The organism is Desulfopila sp. IMCC35008, from assembly GCF_010646885.2.
Taxonomy (GTDB): domain Bacteria; phylum Desulfobacterota; class Desulfobulbia; order Desulfobulbales; family Desulfocapsaceae; genus Desulfopila.
On sequence record NZ_CP050700.1, the window covers coordinates 5,524,625 to 5,543,978 of the forward strand.

The 19,354-nt window shown below is 46.6% G+C and carries 16 protein-coding genes; 11 read left to right on the top strand and 5 right to left on the bottom strand.

All coding sequences use genetic code 11. The features are described 5' to 3' along the window. The first annotated feature begins 21 nt into the window (after window positions 1–21). Together GA520_RS23605 and GA520_RS23610 are read left to right on the top strand one after the other, a co-directional pair. The gene (locus tag GA520_RS23605) at window positions 22–1,743 is read left to right on the top strand and encodes a cache domain-containing protein (protein WP_163335871.1); all 1,722 of its coding nucleotides are present in this window, start codon (window positions 22–24) and stop codon (window positions 1,741–1,743) included. A 35-nt stretch (window positions 1,744–1,778) separates the two neighbouring features. Then, a complete protein-coding gene (locus GA520_RS23610; RefSeq protein WP_163335872.1) occupies window positions 1,779–3,791 on the top strand; it encodes a PAS domain-containing sensor histidine kinase in 2,013 nt (670 codons plus the stop codon). Between the two features lie 185 nt (window positions 3,792–3,976). Here the strand turns inward: GA520_RS23610 and GA520_RS23615 are convergent, their stop codons facing one another. Further along, window positions 3,977–4,180, bottom strand: coding sequence for a hypothetical protein (locus GA520_RS23615; protein WP_163335873.1), 204 nt, complete (start codon window positions 4,178–4,180; stop codon window positions 3,977–3,979). A 328-nt stretch (window positions 4,181–4,508) separates the two neighbouring features. Here GA520_RS23615 and GA520_RS23620 point away from each other — a divergent pair, with 328 nt between their 5' ends. From GA520_RS23620 to GA520_RS23645, 6 genes are all read left to right on the top strand, one after another. Then, entirely contained in the window at window positions 4,509–5,237 is a 729-nt protein-coding gene (locus GA520_RS23620) for a transglutaminase-like cysteine peptidase (RefSeq protein WP_163335874.1), read from the top strand. Window positions 5,238–5,505: 268 nt separating this feature from the next. Then, on the top strand, window positions 5,506–6,426 hold the full coding sequence (locus GA520_RS23625) for a biotin--[acetyl-CoA-carboxylase] ligase (protein ID WP_163335875.1): 921 nt from the start codon (window positions 5,506–5,508) through the stop codon (window positions 6,424–6,426). Between the two features lie 35 nt (window positions 6,427–6,461). Beyond that, complete coding sequence (locus GA520_RS23630) at window positions 6,462–7,031, top strand: biotin transporter BioY (protein WP_163335876.1); 570 nt, start codon at window positions 6,462–6,464, stop codon at window positions 7,029–7,031. An 8-nt stretch (window positions 7,032–7,039) separates the two neighbouring features. Continuing rightward, on the top strand, window positions 7,040–7,792 hold the full coding sequence (locus GA520_RS23635; protein WP_163335877.1) for an energy-coupling factor ABC transporter ATP-binding protein: 753 nt from the start codon (window positions 7,040–7,042) through the stop codon (window positions 7,790–7,792). Continuing rightward, window positions 7,780–8,535 (top strand): energy-coupling factor transporter transmembrane protein EcfT, encoded by a 756-nt coding sequence (locus GA520_RS23640; RefSeq protein ID WP_163335878.1) that lies wholly within the window; start codon window positions 7,780–7,782, stop codon window positions 8,533–8,535. The genes GA520_RS23635 and GA520_RS23640 overlap by 13 nt, the downstream gene beginning before the upstream one ends. 367 nt (window positions 8,536–8,902) lie before the next feature. Then, the gene (locus GA520_RS23645) at window positions 8,903–9,247 is read left to right on the top strand and encodes a hypothetical protein (protein WP_163335879.1); all 345 of its coding nucleotides are present in this window, start codon (window positions 8,903–8,905) and stop codon (window positions 9,245–9,247) included. Between the two features lie 508 nt (window positions 9,248–9,755). Here the strand turns inward: GA520_RS23645 and GA520_RS23650 are convergent. From GA520_RS23650 to GA520_RS23660, 3 genes are all read right to left on the bottom strand, one after another. Then, a complete protein-coding gene (locus GA520_RS23650) occupies window positions 9,756–10,964 on the bottom strand; it encodes a hypothetical protein (RefSeq protein ID WP_163335880.1) in 1,209 nt (402 codons plus the stop codon). 139 nt (window positions 10,965–11,103) lie between these two features. Next, on the bottom strand, window positions 11,104–11,673 hold the full coding sequence (locus GA520_RS23655) for a glycogen-binding domain-containing protein (protein ID WP_163335881.1): 570 nt from the start codon (window positions 11,671–11,673) through the stop codon (window positions 11,104–11,106). Then, window positions 11,670–12,152 carry an RNA polymerase sigma factor gene (locus GA520_RS23660; RefSeq protein WP_163335882.1) on the bottom strand — a complete coding sequence of 161 codons (483 nt, stop codon included), beginning with the start codon at window positions 12,150–12,152 and terminating at the stop codon, window positions 11,670–11,672. Before GA520_RS23660 ends, GA520_RS23655 begins: the two co-directional genes overlap by 4 nt. A 213-nt stretch (window positions 12,153–12,365) precedes the next feature. Between GA520_RS23660 and GA520_RS23665 the strand changes: the two genes are divergently transcribed. From GA520_RS23665 to GA520_RS23675, 3 genes are all read left to right on the top strand, one after another. Next, the gene (locus tag GA520_RS23665) at window positions 12,366–12,746 is read left to right on the top strand and encodes a hypothetical protein (protein WP_163335883.1); all 381 of its coding nucleotides are present in this window, start codon (window positions 12,366–12,368) and stop codon (window positions 12,744–12,746) included. Between the two features lie 711 nt (window positions 12,747–13,457). Further along, on the top strand, window positions 13,458–15,164 hold the full coding sequence (locus GA520_RS23670) for a hypothetical protein (RefSeq protein ID WP_163335884.1): 1,707 nt from the start codon (window positions 13,458–13,460) through the stop codon (window positions 15,162–15,164). A 661-nt stretch (window positions 15,165–15,825) separates the two neighbouring features. Then, window positions 15,826–16,278 (top strand): RNA polymerase sigma factor, encoded by a 453-nt coding sequence (locus tag GA520_RS23675; RefSeq protein WP_163335885.1) that lies wholly within the window; start codon window positions 15,826–15,828, stop codon window positions 16,276–16,278. A 197-nt stretch (window positions 16,279–16,475) separates the two neighbouring features. Here GA520_RS23675 and GA520_RS23680 read toward each other — a convergent pair whose 3' ends face one another. After that, a complete protein-coding gene (locus tag GA520_RS23680; RefSeq protein ID WP_163335886.1) occupies window positions 16,476–19,328 on the bottom strand; it encodes a retention module-containing protein in 2,853 nt (950 codons plus the stop codon). Window positions 19,329–19,354: the final 26 nt, after the last annotated feature.

Genomic DNA, 19,354 nt, shown 5'->3' on the forward strand with positions numbered 1-19,354 from the left:
ATCACATCACCCTTTTACACTATGGCCCTGGTCAGTGAACATAATATTGCGCGGATAAGTTTCCTCTATGCCATCATTATTGTCACATTGCTGACATTTTCGACCGGTGCACTCTTTATTGTTCGAAAGATCAAAAACCTGCAGCAGGAACAGGAGGTCCTCGAAAAAGAGTTCATAGCAGAACAGAAGGCCCAGCTGAAAGTTGATGTCAACGGTCTTATCAAACATATCACCGAGCGCAACATCAACCTCGAAACATATCTTGAAGAGAATCTCAAAATGAAGGTTGAGGAGGCAAGCCGTATTGCCATAAACCTGCACAAAACCCTGAAAGGAAAAAAGAGCGATAAGGAAATTGAAACCATCATCCGGGAGGCACTCCGGCCCATACGTGTTAACGAGAAACACGGGTACTGCTTTATCCTTGAACCAACAGGTAAAGCCATTCTTTACCCCGCCAATCCTGACCTCGAAGGTTCTAACCTGAAGTTTGCAATGCTCAATAGTGAAAAAGTGGTCGAGAATCTCATTACTATTGCCATAGAAAAAGGCAACGGTTTGTATGGTTACAGATGGTACAAACCAAATTACGAATCGGATATTCTCTACCCCAAAATTTCCTACGTCACCCACGTCAGAGAACTTAACTGGATAATTGGCAGCGGGGAATACCTCGATGAGCTGCAGCAACTTTCCAAACAGACAATCACAGAAGAGCTGAAGGATAACCTTACCACCGAGAATCCTGATTATTTTTTTGTCTATAAACTACACAATATTCAAGGTGGAAAAGACTTTGCCACCATCCTGGTCAATAACAACCGTCCTGATCTTATTGGCAAAAAAATCTCGGACGACTATCGGGATCATGACGGGAAACAGTTTCGGAAGGAATTCATGAAAGGCATCCGGAAAAAGGGGGAGGCCTATGTTGTCTATTCCTATAAAAAGCCGACCGGCGGGTATGGCCGGAAACTCTCCTATTTTAAACATTATCCAAAATGGGACTGGATCGTTGCCCGCGGTATCTATTTTGACCGACTCGAAACAACAATTGCCGACCAGAAGGCAAAGTTACAGGCAAAGGTAAAAAACGATATAATCATTCTCATCATCTTCTTCCTTGGGGCGGTCACCATTGCCCTTATTGTCGCCTATCACTTCTCGACCCAACTGCAGGCCATATTTAACCGATACAGGCGCGAGCAGCAGGAAAACCTCCGCAAACTTAAGGATCTTAATACGACTCTTGAAAAGCAGAATCGAACAGATACGCTCACCAATATATACAACCGAAGTTATTTTAACGAAAAACTGGCAGAGGAGATTGATATCGCAAACCGGTACCAAAGTAAATTTTGCATCATGATATTTGATATCGATCACTTCAAATACGTTAACGATCAATATGGTCATCTGGCTGGTGATGCTGTCCTCAAGGACTTTGCCAAATTAATTGAGTCCAACATTCGACGAACAGATACCTTTGCCCGCTGGGGCGGCGAGGAATTCATTATCCTTACTCCCGGTATAACGCCTGATCATGCTCTCAACATGGCCGACAAACTACGACAGCTCATTGAGCAGCACACCTTTACCGTAGACAGGAAAATTACAGCAAGTTTTGGGATCAGTGGTTATATAGAGGATGAAGACGGTGAAGCCACACTGCAGCGGGCTGATGAAGCACTGTATCGTGCCAAGGATAAAGGCAGGAACCGATGCGTAGGACCTGTTGTATAGATAGACTTAACTGAGCCGAATAGATAACTCTCACGATGTGCCCCGACAATCCTGATAAACCTTCCGCACAGATATTCAAGCAGCTTGCCCATACACTTGATTCTGAAGACTATACACCCGACACTCCCCTGCTCACATCACTGATCCACTCCTTGCCGTTAAATGTGTACGCCAAGGATACAGAAGGCCGTTTCATCTTCGCAAACAGGCAATATTGCGGCAGTGTGAATCTGGAGCATTCTGAAATAATCGGCAAAAACGATTTTGAAATCCACCCCGGCGAGATGGCTGAAAAGTACCGCCAGGATGACCGCAAGATTATGGAATCCCGGCAACCGGTTACCATCGAAGAAGCATGGCAGTCAATCGGGGGAAAAAGAGGATATGTTCAGGTAGTCAAAGCCCCTTTATTCGATGCCGAAGAGCAGGACAAGGTTATCGGAACCGTGGGTATCTTCTGGGACATCACCGACAGAAAACAGGCTGAAATCGATCTGGCTGAGGAAAGGAACCTGCTGCGAACATTGATCGACAACCTTCCCGACGCCATATATGTGAAAGATAAATCCGGCAGATTCCTCGTTGCCAACAGCCGTGTTGCAAAGATCATGGGGGCCAATCACCACCGGGACCTTATCGGAAAGACCGATTTTGATTATTACCACCGGGAGTATGCGAAAAAATACCACAACGATGAACAACAGATATTAAAGAACAACAAACCTCTTTACGATCTGGAAGAGACGGTACGGATAGGCGACGGCACACTCAGGTGGTTTCTTACCAGTAAAATACCCTTAAACAATATCAACGGTGAGGTGATCGGCATTATCGGTGTGGGTCACGATATCTCCCAACGCAGAGAGGAGGAGAACCAACGGCAGAGGCTGGAGGCGCAACTTCAGCACGCACAGCGCATAGAAACAGTAGGCACCCTTGTTGCCGGGATAGCCCACGATTTCAACAATCATCTCAGTGTGATAAATGGATATGCCGAACTGTTAACTCTTCTGCCCAACACGGAATCCAGTCAGCGTGAGGAATTCGCAAAAAAAATACTTCAGGCTGGTAAGAGCGCTGCGGTCCTGACCAATCAACTCATGGCTTTTAGTAAAAAACAGGTGATTCAACCCCGGATTGTTGACTTTAATAGTCTGTTGTCCGACATTGTAAACCTGCTCCGTCCTATCCTGGGAGAGCATATAGACGTTGAGCTTGATCTCGACCCGGATATCCATCACGTGGAGATAGACCCAACCCAGGTTGAACAAGTGGTGATGAATATGGCTGTCAACTCCCGAGACGCCATGCCTCAGGGAGGAACTTTTCGATTGGCGACGGAAAATATACGCCTGGAAGAACAAGCCACAAACAATCAAACTCCTTTTAACCTTCCCGCCGGTGACTACATTAGACTTACGGTTTATGATTCGGGAACCGGTATTCAAAAGGAAATTCGTGACAGGGTCTTTGAACCATTCTTTTCCACCAAGGAAAAGAATAAGGGAACCGGCCTGGGCCTCTCAACTGTTTTAGGCATCATCCAGCAGAACGGTGGTACCATTGAACTCAGAGCGGACGAAACACCAGGTACAACCTTCGAGATTTACCTGCCAGGAAAGATGAATGTAACCGATGATATTCTTACTGAAAGCAAAACGACGGATGTCGACGGCGGGAACGAAACGATTTTCATCGCCGAAGATGAACAGAATGTACGGGCTCTAACACAGACAATTTTGTTAGCCAAAGGATACAAGGTTTTCTGCGGAGCCGACGGCGAAGATGCGCTTCGGATCATCTCTCAGAACAACCTGTCGGTAGACCTGTTGTTAACCGATATAATCATGCCCAATATCAACGGTAAAGAACTTGCCGAAAAACTGCTGAAACAGCATCCGAAGATGAAGGTCCTGTTTATGTCCGGTTATTCCGATGACACCCTCAGCCGCTATGATATCAGCCAGAAGGGTACCGATTTTATACGGAAACCCTTCAAGACGGATATCCTTACAAGGAAGGTTCGGGATCTGCTGGATGATGGGTAAACAACTCCTCCCCAACACGACCCAAATGGCCATAAGTCCTAATGATACTGTATCAGGAGCAGGCCTGATTTAGCCCGGATTTATAATGAACATTTGGTAAATTCAATCATATACGAATATTGCTTTAACAAACTGCAAGATCTCATGAAATCTTGAATTGACACAATACTCATGAGAAATACGGTCTAGAAAGGATGACCGAACATAACCCACATAGAAGCTTCCTCATCCGAGGCCGCCACATCAAGTCTCACGACCCCGCCAGCCATATACGCCCGTAGTCCAAGACCGCCATCGACCTTCCAGTCACTGAAAAGATCCCCGTAATCATTGGCAACCCGACCGCCTTCAACAAAACCGACAAACTGCCACCAATCCATTTTCAGCACGGATAGACTGCTGCTTGACGGTCGCCCGAGGGCGCGCATCCGCACCGGCCGAAACAAGGAGAAGTGTTGATACGAAAACGGCTCCGGAGATGAGATTCTTTTTTATCATGATGGGTAGCTCTGCCCTTTTTCTTAAAGGGACGATGAACTGTTTAGTGTGTACGGTTTGTTATCACCACTCCATCCTATCGACTCGGCAACCTGAGTGCAAACCAATTTTCAAAACTTCCCTGAACGATACACACATTTGACAGGATTGTGTCGCCGATCTACTATATCCTGTACAATCGTTTCATTTCCCGACAACGACAATTAAGGAGGTACCGCCATGCGACTGCTGCCCTTTCTGTTTCTGTCACTGCTCTTCTCGTTTTTCATCACTGCTACCCTTTATGCGGAATACCGACCCTGGTCTGAAAAGGTATTTATCCATGCTGAAAAGGAATACGGTCAACAGGCGGCAAAAAGGCTTCGCTACCTCCACAATCTTGCTCTTGAAAACCAGGAACTGCCTGTCATGGAAAAACTGGAACTGGTCAACAGAACCCTTAATAACCTCCCCTGGATAGCAGATTCCCAACACTGGAAACAGGCCGATTACTGGGCCTCCCCGATCGAGACGCTTGCCACCTTCGGGGGAGACTGTGAGGATATAGCTATCGCCAAGTGGATTACCCTCAATCATTTTGGAATTTCAGGAAAATATTTACGGCTCGCCTATGTTAAGATAAAAAGAACAGGGGAGAGTCACATGGTGCTTGTCTATATCGAGGATCCGGATGAAGCGGTAGAGAAACAAAAAGGGGGGGTCCTTGACAACTATGTTGATGAGATCAAAAGAGGTGCAGACAGAAAAGACCTTCTGGCCGTCTACATCACCGATGCCAAGGGAAATCTTACCCTGATAAAGGATACGGGATCAGACCGATCCATTCAAGCTGTCTTTAAGGAAAGAAAAATGAAAAATCTGGAAGACCTGAAAAAGAAAATAGCAGAGGATCGTAAAAAATCGCAAGAAATTAACGACGGTATCCCACTGTTACCAGCCGGTTGGTAAACTCCCTCCAAACAGGCCACACCGGAAGCTTTCCAGGTTTCTATGTGGCGGCTATCCTCACACAGGTATTGGCCATGCACGGCCAGGAATAACCGACATTTTTCTCTCAATGGACTGGATCGTACAACCTTCTCTTTCTCCAGGAGAGCTTTTCCATTCTCACTTTTTTGAAAGAATGAATTGACAATTACCCGATTTTCGTTAACCCTTGTCCAACACCCAGTTAACAAACAAATCACGGCTTAAAAACTGCCAAAGCGTACAACTGATGAAAACCAAAATACTACAAATCCTCAAGCAGACTGGAAACATCATATCAGGTGAAGAGCTCAGCAGCCAATTAGGTGTAAGTCGTGTGACCATTTGGAAACATATAAAGACACTCCAGGAACTGGGCTACGAAATCAGCACAAGTTCGAAAGGATATAGCCTGTCTGATGATAACGACTTTTTGTACTCCTGGGAATTCCCTGGGAGAGAAGCACTTGTTCACTATTACGACAGCCTCCCTTCAACCATGGATGCGGCCAGGAAGCTGGCACGAAAAGGCAGCCCCGACCAATCTGTTGTTATCGCCCAGTCCCAGAAAAAAGGACGGGGCAGAATGCAGCGAAAGTGGTTTTCGAAACAGGGAGGCCTCTATTTTACCTTGATACTGAGACCACCGATTCCGGCGGTCTCTGGTTTTCTGGTAAATTTTATTACCTCCTCTGTTCTGGCAGAAACCATCAGGGAAGAGACCGGACTCAAAGCGATGGTGAAATGGCCAAACGATATATTACTCAATGACCGCAAGCTTTCAGGAATGCTATCGGAGATGGAAGCCGAAGAGGAGATGGTGACTTTTGTAAATATCGGTATCGGCCTCAATGTGAATAATGACCCGGCCCAAGATGAGCCGACTGCCACCTCCATCGCCAGGGAGTTGGGCCACCCCATTCACCGGCGCAGCCTGCTTATTAACTTTCTTGACAGGTTGGCAGCAAAGCTTGCGAATGACAATCTTGAGAGCGCTGTACAGCAATGGAAACAATATACCATGACCATTGGACGGCAGGTGAAAATCGTGACAACAAAGGGCACGACTGAGGGCAAAGCTGTTGATATTGACGAAAGCGGGGCACTTCTTCTGGAGCTCCAGGATGGCACCGTTGAGAAGGTTATTTATGGCGACTGTTTTCACCTCTAGCATCTGCAAAAATATCAAATTTGAAGGAGCAGCATATGAGTGCCTCTGCAGAAAAAACAAATGATCTGAACATTTCCTCCCAACTCCAAATGACAGTGTACAGTTCACTGATGGCCGCCCTTATCGCGGTGGGAGCATTTATTGCCGTACCCGTGGGGCCGGTACCTATCGTGCTGCAGAATCTATTTGTCATGCTGGCAGCATTACTGCTTGGCCGCAAATGGGGGCTTGCAAGTATCGGACTTTACCTTCTGGCGGGGATCTGCGGGCTTCCGGTATTCTCTGGAGGTGGTGCAGGTTTGGGACACTTCTTTGGGCCCACCGGTGGTTATTTGATAGGTTATATTCCCGCAGCCTTTGTTATCGGTTTTGTTGCTGATAAAACCGGCTCACTGGTGTTTCGAGCTGCAGCCCTTATTGCCGGTGCGGCTCTTGTTTACCTTTTTGGCGTCAGTTGGCTTAAGATAGCTACAGGCATGACGTTAGCTAAAACAATGGCCGTCGGCATGCTTCCTTTTCTCATTGGAGATGCTGTGAAAATTGTTGCAGCCCTCTTCATTTCCAAGGCTCTGCACCCCGTGATCTCTAAAAATCGACTGAAATAAATGCTGCAATGGCAACCATCATAGAGATTGACAACCTGACCCATATCTTCAGCGACGGGACAAAGGGCCTGAACAACATTAACCTGACTGTAACGAGTGGAAGTTTTGTGGTCATAGCCGGCAGCAACGGCTCTGGCAAAACCACCCTTCTTCGTCACCTCAATGGCCTTCTCCTGCCCCGGGAAGGAGAAGTACGCATTGAGGGCGTCCCGGTGGAAGACGATCTGCTTGCGGCCCGGCAAAAGGTCGGCATGGTATTCCAGGACACCGACAGCCAGATTGTCGGTGAGACGGTGTTTGAAGAGATAGCCTTTGGCCCAGAGAACCTGGGGCTTGATCGAGATGAGGTACATAAGCGGGTCACGGCCGCCATGAAATCAGTCGGGTTAGCCCATCGTGCTGACGATCGTCCCCACTTATTATCGGGCGGACAGAAACGTCGGCTTACCATTGCCGGAATCCTGGCGATGGAACCGGCAATACTGGTATTTGATGAACCTTTTTCAAACCTTGATTATCCCGGTGTTCTCACAGTGCTTCGCCACATCGTCTCCCTTCACGAGCAGGGACATACCATACTGCTTATCACCCACGATCTGGAAAAAGTCATTTACCATGCTGATCGCCTGGTGATAATGCAGGAGGGGCGCGTGGTCCGCGATGACATACCGCACCATCTCTTCAAGGAACTTGAAACTCTCGGCGTACGGCAACCCTGCGCCTCGAGAATGGGCTACCAGCTCCAGTCATGGCTCGGGTGACGGTCTTTTCTTATAGGCCGGGCACCTCACTGCTCCATCGCCTTGATCCTCGATTCAAATTACTCTTTATGGTGATGCTCAGCCTGGGTACCCTGAATACGGGGTTCCCTGGGTTGACGCTGGCAACGCTGATTATTGTGTCGACACTTCTGGCGGCACAGGTGAATATTACTTCGGTTCCCAGAGAGCTGAAGGTTTTCCCATTCTTTCTACTCTTTATCTTTATTGCCCGAAGCCTGACAACCGGCGGGGAACAGCTTTTTGCCTTCCATAGCGTCGGGCCGAGCAAGCAAGGTCTTTTGCTTGGTGCACAGGTCTGCTGGCGTTTGACACTCGTGGTTTTGATAAGCCTGGGATTTATTGCCAGCTCGACCTCTGCTGAGATAAAGGCGGCAGTCGAGTTCTATTTCGTCAGGGTACCGTTTATCCCGGAAAAACGGGTATCCGTCATGCTCAGTCTTCTGATTCGGTTTATACCGATTATTATGCTTCAGGTGCAGGAGACCCACGATGCACAAAAATCGCGATGCGTTGAGTTGAGAAGAAACCCTGTCTACAGGTTAGTAAAACTTTCCATACCGGTTCTGCACCGCATATTCCAAAATGGTGACCAACTAGCCATCGCGATGGCCTCAAGATGCTATAATGAGGAGAGGACCGGCCCGACCCTGAGAGCCTCCATGATTGACTGGGGTTCCCTGATACTACTCACCATATTTGTCGTCCTGATACAGATAATATGAAAAAATCGGTCTTTTCGTTGGACCCAAGCCATAGGCTTCTATTTGATATCGGAGTCTATGCTCACCTCCGAAAATAAAGTTTGAGCATAACGAAGATATCAGCAAAAGGGTTTTCTCCGACACGTTCCTTGGAGGTTGTCCGAGAATAGACTTTTTTTCTCAGATTGAGGCATTTTATAAAAATAAGCGCAGGCATAGGTATACTATTCCGAGCATTATTTTTATGAAATAACGAAGAGCTGGGGAGAAAGGGCCTTCTCTGACTGCCTCCCAGGAGGGACGTAACCTTGTTGGGCCTGATACGTTTATATACATGTAGTTTTAAGTCACATCAGGTTTTCAAATCTATCCACCCAGGAGGAACCCCATGAAAAAATGTATCGGACTACTTGCCTGCAGCCTGTTGATGTCAACAAGTATTGCGTTAGCCCATCATCCACTTGAAGAAATTAATGAGGATATATTTCTCCTTGTCGATGAAATGATCTCCGAAACTCCACATGCAGAACTGATCTTTGATGATATGGGAGGTGACAACGCAAGCTCAAGTGCTGACCTGGTAATAGTTACAGATGATATGACAACATTGATCAATCTTGTCGATGATGGATTATTCACCTATGTTGATCAGCTGGTTGGAGTTGTTACGGTGACAATTGAACCTGCCGAGAACGGCAATGATGTTCTAACAATAATTTCGCTCGAAGAGTAGTTCCTTGGCTTCCATCTCTCGAAAGCTGTTTCTGGTTGAGGCCCCCATCTGTTTCTTACTCGTCACAACTTGAAAACTTCCATCTTTTCAAGCCACCCGCCACTTCCATTACGCTCAGAACCAGCCTCTTCCCCAGTGGAAGAGGCTGAATTTCTTTGGAGAGTATCAGCTATCACTTCTGGAAATTATTACGGATAAGATTTATGAAGCACCCACAAAGCAATGGTCATGGGTGAGAGAGAACCCATCAAGGTAACATCTGTTGTGGAAAAGCGCCGATTGCAACTCTTCAAGAGGGAGAAACCATTTGTGGGAGGATTAAGGTCTGAACAAATTTTGACCTGACAGGCACCTGGCCCAAGCTGATACCTGTCAGATCAAGTTGGAACCACTACTGTTACCAACCACTCCCGCCTTCCATCAATCAAGAGAGCTGCTCGGTTGAAGAATCGACTACCCTGTTTTACCTGGCCATGTATTGGCAATCACTGATATGGACCAATGGTCCTTACCTGCCAGACCCTTTACCAGTGCCACTAGTACCCCCAGCACTACCAGTACCCCCAGCACTACCAGTACCCCCAGCACTACCAGTACCCCCAGCACTACCAGTGCCACCAGCACTACCAGTGCCACCAGCACTACCAGTGCCACCAGCACTACCAGTGCCACCAGCACTACTAGTGCCACCAGCACTACTAGTGCCACCAGGGCCGTTTCCTCCACTACCGGAATTCCCTGACCCACTGTCTGAACTGCCGGAGTTACCCGATCCACCATTTGAAGTACCTGAGTTGCCTGAGGAACTGCCCGAATTGCTGCTTCCTCCGGAACCACCAGAGCGGCCACCATTCTTGCCGTCACTGGACCCAACAGAATCCGATGAACGACCAGCACTTCCTCTTCCACTTGAAATACCACCATTTCCAGAGTTGTCAAGACCCTCAACTTTACTCGAACGACGGCCAAGTTGCTGTACTTCTACCCCAGTCGTTATGTCATTATAAAATTGTTGTGCAATGATTTCAGCAGAACCGTGCCTCACCTGGTTGGTAAATGATGCCTGCAAAGCATTCATATCGCGTACCTGATATGAATTTCGCAATGCATTTGTTAACAGGTCTGCAATTGTAGTGGATCTCACTCTCCTGTGGGCCATAACACGAGCAGTTGTCATTGTTGCAACAGCCAGCTGCAGAGATTGATCCTGACTCATGGACCTCGTCCGTATCCTGTTTCTCAGCTCAGCCATAATCTGCTCGCATTGCTTTTCACTGAGACCGGCGGTGTATGTTCGAGCCAGAAGTCCGCCAAAACGATCTACTTGTTGCGCATCCCAATCAAATGTTTCCGCCTGAGAGTATGCATATTCATATCTATTTCGTATTCTTTCAACAGCCTGGACAATAGCTTCATCTCCAATGTTCTTGGCAATGCCTTCCTGGACCTTATTCATCAGCGGCTCGGTTGGAAGATTTTTCCTGTATGCATCCCTCAACATTGTCTGGATCAGAACCATATTCTGCTTGCGAAACTGGTTCTGCTGCATTGCCTTCAGCAGTTGCGGAGTACCTTCCGGATCAAGCCGCGCCTGGTACATTTCCATCACCTGTTCTTGGGAAACAAACTGCAATTTACTCTGGGAGGCGTTTGCAGCAAATGATAGAACCGGCGTGGTCAACAGAATCGATATGACAATGAGAGTCTGTTTTTTCATGATAGCTTTCTCCTGTGATGACTGGTTATCAGTTGCTTATCTAACGAAGAAGTGGGTGAAGGGTTACACTTTCGGCAGAAAAAAGTAATATCATCCGATGAACAAACGCCCCGCAACAACCGGTTTATGATACACATGGCTAAACGTCAATAATGGAGTTGATTGTCCCAAAATCATCGGGTTCCTGTGCCGCAATAGTTGGGTCAGGTATTAATGAAGTACCGTTTATGATAAACGAATAACGGTGCTCCCCTTGTTCCACCGGAAGAGTAATTTCCCAGTATCCATTGGAACCATCAGAGGCAAGTGGAACCCTTGTCCAATTTGTAAAACTTCCGACTATTTCAACTTGTGCAGTTTCCTCCTGATGAATTATGAATCGGTAATTCGTGACTGCACCAGGGGCGGTATGCACGGCAGTCTCGTGCTGCGTAATCAATTGATTGCCAAATAAAAATGAAAATGAGATAACGATGGATGCTGCCAGGGCATAACCTAAAGAACGGGTCCAGGTTCTCTTTTTCACAGGATACGATAAAGTTTCCTGTTCCGCAGACTGTAATTCGACTCGTATTATTTTTTCCAGGCTAAGAAGAGAAAAGGTTTCATTCCTGAAAGACGGGTCTTTATGGAAACGCTCAAGAAAGTAAATTTTTTCATCCAGTGACAATTCATTATCTATATATTGACTTATGTAGTGTTCCATCATTTCTCCTCTTCCATAAGCATTTGCTGTAATCTTTTCCGCGTTCTGTGAATTCTGACCTTAATATTTGCCACACTTGAATCCACTTGAACTGCTATTTCCTTATAAGGAACACCCTTTACAGCCATTGCGAGTATTTTCCTTTCCTGCTCAGGGAGTTGTTCCAATGCTTCAAAAATCTTTGACGACTCCTGTTTGGTAATGAGTGAAGTTTCTCCACTCGTCACTGTTTCAGGCTCCACAAAACCTGTCGTGTTGAACTTGTTTTGGTATCTTTGCTGATCCACAAGAGCATTCCTGGCAATTTTAAAAAGCAGGGATGGTGAGGTGATATTCTGGGGACCATAATATTGTAAGTGGCGGGTAAAACTATCCTGCATGATGTCTTCTGCAAGCTGCGGATCTCCGCTTTTATAAAGTAAATAACTGAAAAGCTTATCCCTATATTTTGAATAGAAGAGATGATATTTTTCTTTCATCATATATTTCTGCCAGCTAGATACTCAAGCTTCTGTTTGTTGACTTGGCGCCTTCAAAGAGATTTTCAGGTCCGGGTAAAGCATATCGATACACTCGGGGCATATCCCATGACTGAGCCTACCGTCAAATAGACTTAAAATATGTTCATCAATATGGATCCATTCATTCTCCGGAACTTTTATTTTGTTGCACCCTGAACATATAGTGAGAATGAGTTGCTTAGATGTCTTCCGGTTGGGCCTGGCATAGAAGCCGTCAAAGACGGCCTTTGCATCATCAACATGAAAGCCTGCCTTGAGAAATATTCTCTTCCCATATCTGTTTTTCATCGACGTATGACAAACATTTATGTCATATCCGTTTCCGTTTCTCTTGCACAGATGACATTTTTTCAATGTCTGATGGTCGGTTATGTTCCGGGTCTGGCAGCAGTCGCACTGCTGCCCCTCAGACATCAGGCAATCATGACACTTTTGGCTACAACGATTTCCGAATTTTTCCATGAAGAGCTTATTGCCATAAACAACAGTATGATTCTCATCATGCGCCCAGAGAGATATCGGGAGGTCCAGGGTGTTACTGATAAAAAATTCTGAATCAGGAACAAGCGAATTATAAAAATAGCTTCTGTCCAAACCAAGGCAATCTGCAATTGTGTCAAAATCAGCAATCCGATCAAAAAAATTCTGTATTCCGGTCTTGCTTTCTGGGGGTGTTTCTTTCTTTTTACCATTGATCATTTTTCACCTCTCGCTGACACAAGGCAATTACCACGTCAACCATATTCGATACAACATCCTATACATAATAAACGATGTGCAGACGGGAAGGTTACAACGTTCATGGTTCAATCACTTTTATTCTGAAATTATGATTACGAATTGGTGCCGCAGGCATATCATTACTATCGGACCCTATCCTCACCTCCTGATATATATTTGCATGATGCAACGCTGAGGATGGCAGTGATGGAGTGTACATTATTGCAACAATGCTCCCTGAACTGATGAGAACTCCGGGTTAAGTGCGATTCATCCTACAACGTGGTATTGAATCGAGCCGGTTTGAAAGAATATAATGTAACATATCGTTATTTCGTCAAACCTGAAACTGAAGTGCTGGTCAGGCCTATCGGCCTGAGTTCCTGTTTGGTAGCACTCTCATAACTAAGAGGAGGTCTTCAGAAGAAAAATTCCGTAAAGTCCATATATCATTTTTGAGAGGAAGGGAGCCGTAGTGGGGGAAATCTGTTCAGATGAACAGAGGGAGACTCCGGCAAAATCAGAGTTGCCTTACAGGAGTGAATTATGATTGGACGTTATCGAGGGTTGTTACGATCTGGAGAACTTCTTTTAGGGGCTTTGGGGTGCTGTCTTGTTGCTGCCCCACCATCTTCTGCTGGATTTGGGCATAACTACAAAAATGGGCAGGTTACATTTGAAACGGAGCATTTTGCAGATTCCTCATCCTGCGCAAGATGTCATGACAACATTGTTGATGATGAAGGTGTAGACATCTCATTTGTGAAGAAATGGGATACCACAATGATGCGGTTCAGCTTCTTTGACCCTTTCTGGAGGGCCAAGGTACAAAGTGAACTTTTACGGTTTCCAGAATATTCACATATTATTGAAGAAAAATGCATTCGCTGCCACGCACCGATGGCGAGTGAACAGATAATAACCGACGGGAGCAGTTTTCACCTGTTTGGAGATGGAGGACTGACTGACCCTGAGAATGAATATTACCCGATGGCCATGGACGGTATAAGTTGCACCCTCTGTCATCAAATACTTGAGGGAGTGGGAGATTCCGGCGACTATTCTATAAGTGAAGCAAGGGTTGCCTTTGGTCCGTTTGAGCCGGATTACAGTGTTATGATGGATATGGCAGGAGGTTTTTACCCCACATATAGTGAGCATACAAGCAGTTCGCAATTCTGCTCCGTGTGTCATGATCTATATACTCCTTATGTATTGGAAAATGGCGATATAGCAACAGGTACGTTCCCGGAGCAGACTCCCTACCTGGAGTGGACGGCAAGTTCTTACGCCGTAGAGGGGGAGTCATTCCAGCAATGCCGTGACTGTCACATGGATCGATCCAATACCGCCCGGCTATCAGGTCTTCCGGCCAAGGTCACGGCAAGAGAGAATGTTTACGCCCACACCTTTCTTACCGAAAATACAATGATGCTGGAGATGATTGCTTCTATTGCAGAAGATCAGGGGCTTGAATTCTCCGGGCTGGAGCAAGCCGTATTGGATGGAAAAGATTATCTCGCTGAAGCAGGAGATATAGAGATCCGGAATCTGCAGTGGATAGCTTATGACCCAAATAATAAGGTGGATGACTTACAGGTAGAGGTAATGGTCACCAACAAGACAGGCCATAAAATGCCGACGGGTATTCCAGTACGAAGGGTTTTTATACACTTCGCTGTATATGATGACCTCGGGGACCTGTATTTCAGCTCGGGTGATGTCCTAGATGACGGGAGTATCTATGGGGTCGATGCAGATATGGATCCGGCAGCATTTGAAGAACATCATGAGGTCATTGATTCCGAGGACGACGTCCAGGTTTACGAAGGGATTATGGGGCGGTGGGAGACTGGAAAAGATAATGAACCCGTGAGTAATGTGACGTATACACTGCTTCGATCCTCACACTTTAAAAAAGATAACAGACTGTTACCAAAGGGAGCTTCTACAACGACGGTGCCCAAGTTGATCAAGCCGTATGGCAAGGTCGTCAGTGATGACAATTTTGGCAACGGACAGGATACGGTCATCTTTGTCGTACCAGACCTGGGAAAAATCGAAAGTGCTTCCTTCCGTATTGAAGCTGAACTCAAGGATCAGACCCTTTCCTATCGAATGGTACATGACCTTGAAGACCTGGTAAAGGAGGATCAGACCGGGGTGATCCAAACCTTTTTCGAGGAATACGAACACCATAAGGTTCAATATGAACTGATCGACAGAGATGAAGTTTATTTAATAAATGACTGATTCTCTATTTTTTTCGACAGCTTTGCTGGCAGCCGGTGATGGCCGAGACAGGTGGTCAGCATCGGTGGAGCGGGATGGGGAATGCTTTACTGTAATTTGGCTGGCAAAAGTACGCCGAACTGTCCGGGGGGGAGAGACAGTTCGGCTTGAGAGGAAGTTGGGGGAGAACTTTCTTTCTTACTCTCGCGAGATTGGTTCCCCCGAATTCCGCTATAAAAGGAATTCCAACCATGGAAGGAACCCTTTGCTATATATACGAAGAATTACCTGAAAGGTTACAGAAAATAGCGACAAAAAAACAATGAACACATTTTAACATCGAATTCCCACCAAAAGTCTGTACCACAGGCATATAATTGGCATCTCGGCGTCTCGTTTCTCACTTACCGGAGGATAACATTTTGAGCATAACGAAGATATCGACCCAAAGGGCAGTTGTAGGATGGGAACTAAATAGTTCCCATCCTACAACTCAGCATTCTGTTCAATATCGAGGCGTGGCTTAATTATTTACCGCACGCATATGCACGATATTCGGAGGATAAATAATTAAGCCGGAACGCTGATATTGAGCAGAAGGGTAGTTGTAGGACGGGAACTAAATAGTTAAACAGTAAGCAGGTCGTGTACGAAAAAAATGAAGCACTTTAATGATTTTTATATGAGCCAGAAAGAACGGCTCTTTGGATATCTGTTGGGGCGAACCGGGGATTATCAGCTATCTAAAGATATCATGCAGGAATCTTTTGTAAAATACATTGAACACTATGGCAAAGCAGAACCAATACCGACACTTCTTTTTACCATCTGTCGTAACCTCCTGGTGGATCAGTCCCGTAAACAGCGCTCAGAGTTTGAATTTGACGAGAATTTGCATTCTCACGATACTGGACATGAGGAATACCCTTTTATACGTGAGGAATCACGACATGTCCTGAAGGCCATACTGCAACTCGATAAGGAAGAAGCGTACATTCTGTCACTGGTCGTGGGAAGCAACCTAACATATAATGACATCGCGAAAATTACTAAAATGTCTGAAGCAAACGTGAAGATTAAGGTTCACAGATCACGAATCAAGCTCAAAGAATTATCACAGCGAGGTGAGCGATGAAAAACAAAGTATCTTGCTGTCAACTTGAGTAAACAACCCAAGATAGCCGGCTCCAGGAGCATGTCGGAGAATTACCATTTGGGCTCAGATTGAGGCAATTGCAGAAAATTTAGCACAGCCATATCATTGATATTGCGAGCATAAATTTTCTGCAAATAACGAAGAACCGGGGAGAAAGAGCATTCTCGGACAGGTTCCTAAACCGTGGCCAGCAAGGGAACAATAGTATCGAGTGGATCTTCTACCGCGAGATCCCCTTCTGACAGGTCATAATCAACAACTTCGCCACCCATCATCTCGCCGTTGTTAAATATATCTCCCATATTGTCAGGATTCCCAGGGTCGTCACCAGAGATCAAGTCCGCACCGGTTCCACCATCAAGAACGTCCTCTCCACCGTCACCTCTCAGTTCATCACTCCCCGCACTACCTAAGAGGATGTCGTCGCCATTGCCACCGGTTATAATATCATCTCCGCCACCACCGTTGAGATAATCATCTCCACTGGAGCCGGCAATGACCTCATCTTCGTTTCCACCGATTACATAACCATCACCATCGAATGTTACATCAAAAGTCACCGTCGCAGAATTTACACCTCCATCTTCAACAACAGCGGCAAATTCGAAGGTATGGTCCCCGGGATCGAACACACCTTCGATCGAGCTGACCCGAAAGCCTTGTCCGCATGCACCATCATCACCGTCGTCATGGCCTTCGTCTCCACCAGTACCGCCATCGTCACCATGCTCAGTACCATCGTCATGATCATGACTGGCAGCCAGTTCAGTATCAGTCCCGGTATCCCCTGTTGTTGCAGAATGTCCATGCGTTAGTTCAATATCTGCGGGCAGGTCTGATTCTTCAGCAAGTGATAAATCCAAAGCGTTAAAATATATCGGCGTACCATCATCGTTCAGCATTTTGATGGTTAATTCCTGATCGGCTTTCCATCCTGACCCCTGGCCTTCCCCCTCGAAAAGATCACTCCCGACCAGTACTTTCTCACCATTTTCATCAACGACAAATGCCTCCCATTTAGCATACTCCGGCAGGTGCCCTCCTGTCTGCCCACTTAAATGGTCCATACCGAGAGTTACTTCGAGCATGTCGCAATAGTCGCCGTCCTCATCATAAAAAGCAAAATGCAGATATTCACTTCCTTCGCTGTCCATGTTCACAAAAGGGTTGCCGACTCCCAACCCCTGCCCGTTTCCCTTCACGACAGAGGCACCTTTGACATCATGGTCCGTCCCGGTAACCACAAGTGTCATCTCCCCCTCGCTCATCACCTTTTCTTCCAGCTTTCCCCCCTCTCCGCCAGTGAGTGAAAAGTTAAATCCATTATCATGAAATGCCGTATTCTGCTCTACAACGTAGTTTCCCGTATACATCGTTTTCGAAGGATCCATTTCCGGGAAAACGGTAAATAACAAGGTGTAGGTGTACGACTGTTCAGCACCCTGGTCAGGCTCCTGGCTTACCTCCGTATCACTGCCATGGCTATCATGATCGTCACCATCATCATGGTCATGATCCGAGGAACTCCCTTCACTTTTTTTCAACATATGTGAGAAAAGTTCACCTTGATCGGAATCAAAACCTTTAATGCTGCTGATACGATACCCCTGACCACACACCTCTTCTGCCCCCTCCTCTCCGGTCGGGTCATGATACGCCATTTCCAACCGTTCTATATAGAGGGGGGTGTCGTCACTAGCGTAAAGCTCAATGGTAAGGACCTGATCTTCACCACCTGATCCTTGTCCCTCACCGTCAAAAACACCCGAAACAACTTCCCCTGAAGTTGTAATGGCTCTCCACTCCGCCCCTTCTGCAGGTTTATTCCCATGTTCACCACTTAGATGATCTATCCCCAATTGAATAGTATGTACTTGAGAGTCAGCACCAGTCTCCGAAAAAGAAAAGGTGATCACTTCGCTTCCATTGGCATCCATATTGATAAACGGATTTCCAACCCCCATTCCCTGACCATTAGCGTGCAACCATCCAGGCACCGTATCACCATCATGTTCATCATATCCCTTGACCCAAACCGGATTGCTCGATTCTTCACCCAACGTCATTTCAGTTACTTTCTCATGATCATCATGATCGTCATGGTCCCCGCTATCTCCAGACCCGTTGTCATCATCAGCCGGCTGCCTGATCATCGCATTCCAGGCACCATTCTCACCCATTTCCCAGAATACAGGGTTACCGCCCACCAGCAGCGGGGCACCATTCTCAAAAATCTGTTCACCATCCTCAACAAACTGACCAGATGCATTAAGGGGATTCAGAGACACCAGTTCCAGTTGGTCGTTATCAAAACTTACCCTCAGGTCGGCAACGAGGCTGTTTCCTCCCTCATCAACAAGGATTGCGTCCTGAGGACCGACTGCTGGTACTGGACTCGTCTCTCCACCGGTATCCCCAGTCAGAGCTATAGCCCTCGTGACAAGCGACACCCCTTCTTCCTGATAGGACGCGGTACTTTCTGGGGCGATTACGGTGTCAACCGGATCAGCCGACAGAACTGTGGGATCAAACTCACTGAAGACCACTTGAGAAGAACCGGTAGTCTCCGCTCCTGACCAGGGAAACACCTCTTGAGTAACCAGCTCGAATCGTGCCAGGTTTATCCCTCCACCATCATTGGCAATACCTGCGGCAGCCGGACCCGCTGCAGGTGGTTGTAAGTCAATCGTTGGATCAGCACCTCCTGCCAGCAACGCTTCCTGAAGCTGTTCCACCTCCACCATGGTGTCAGCTACTTCTCCCTGCTCAATTGGTGCGAACACATCCTCATCAAGAAAAACATCAGACCTTCGCCCCAGGTCAAGTCTGGTGTTGACCGCATCGTTAAAGAGAATTGAGACCATCCCATCACTGCCGGTCATTATACGATCATATAAATACACCGGACTTTTAAGGGACAGCGTTCTTAGCTGCCCGTCAGCAGATACAGCCCTCACAGTTCCAAAGAGTAGCTTACATGACCCAATCGCATTACTTGCAGCTTGCCCTGCAGTGATAATTTCAGTCATAAATCCTCCCCCCCCTTTTTTCAAAT

Bases quoted from the DNA above. Each gene is read 5' to 3' on its own strand.
- GA520_RS23620 (WP_163335874.1), top strand. From the start codon at position 4,509: ATGCGACTGCTGCCCTTTCTGTTTCTGTCACTGCTCTTCTCGTTTTTC.
- GA520_RS23625 (WP_163335875.1), top strand. From the start codon at position 5,506: ATGAAAACCAAAATACTACAAATCCTCAAGCAGACTGGAAACATCATA.
- GA520_RS23660 (WP_163335882.1), bottom strand. From the start codon at position 12,152: ATGATGAAAGAAAAATATCATCTCTTCTATTCAAAATATAGGGATAAG.
- GA520_RS23650 (WP_163335880.1), bottom strand. From the start codon at position 10,964: ATGAAAAAACAGACTCTCATTGTCATATCGATTCTGTTGACCACGCCG.
- GA520_RS23605 (WP_163335871.1), top strand. From the start codon at position 22: ATGGCCCTGGTCAGTGAACATAATATTGCGCGGATAAGTTTCCTCTAT.
- GA520_RS23630 (WP_163335876.1), top strand. From the start codon at position 6,462: ATGAGTGCCTCTGCAGAAAAAACAAATGATCTGAACATTTCCTCCCAA.
- GA520_RS23610 (WP_163335872.1), top strand. From the start codon at position 1,779: ATGTGCCCCGACAATCCTGATAAACCTTCCGCACAGATATTCAAGCAG.
- GA520_RS23670 (WP_163335884.1), top strand. From the start codon at position 13,458: ATGATTGGACGTTATCGAGGGTTGTTACGATCTGGAGAACTTCTTTTA.
- GA520_RS23635 (WP_163335877.1), top strand. From the start codon at position 7,040: ATGGCAACCATCATAGAGATTGACAACCTGACCCATATCTTCAGCGAC.
- GA520_RS23640 (WP_163335878.1), top strand. From the start codon at position 7,780: ATGGCTCGGGTGACGGTCTTTTCTTATAGGCCGGGCACCTCACTGCTC.
- GA520_RS23645 (WP_163335879.1), top strand. From the start codon at position 8,903: ATGAAAAAATGTATCGGACTACTTGCCTGCAGCCTGTTGATGTCAACA.
- GA520_RS23655 (WP_163335881.1), bottom strand. From the start codon at position 11,673: ATGATGGAACACTACATAAGTCAATATATAGATAATGAATTGTCACTG.
- GA520_RS23675 (WP_163335885.1), top strand. From the start codon at position 15,826: ATGAGCCAGAAAGAACGGCTCTTTGGATATCTGTTGGGGCGAACCGGG.
- GA520_RS23680 (WP_163335886.1), bottom strand. From the start codon at position 19,328: ATGACTGAAATTATCACTGCAGGGCAAGCTGCAAGTAATGCGATTGGG.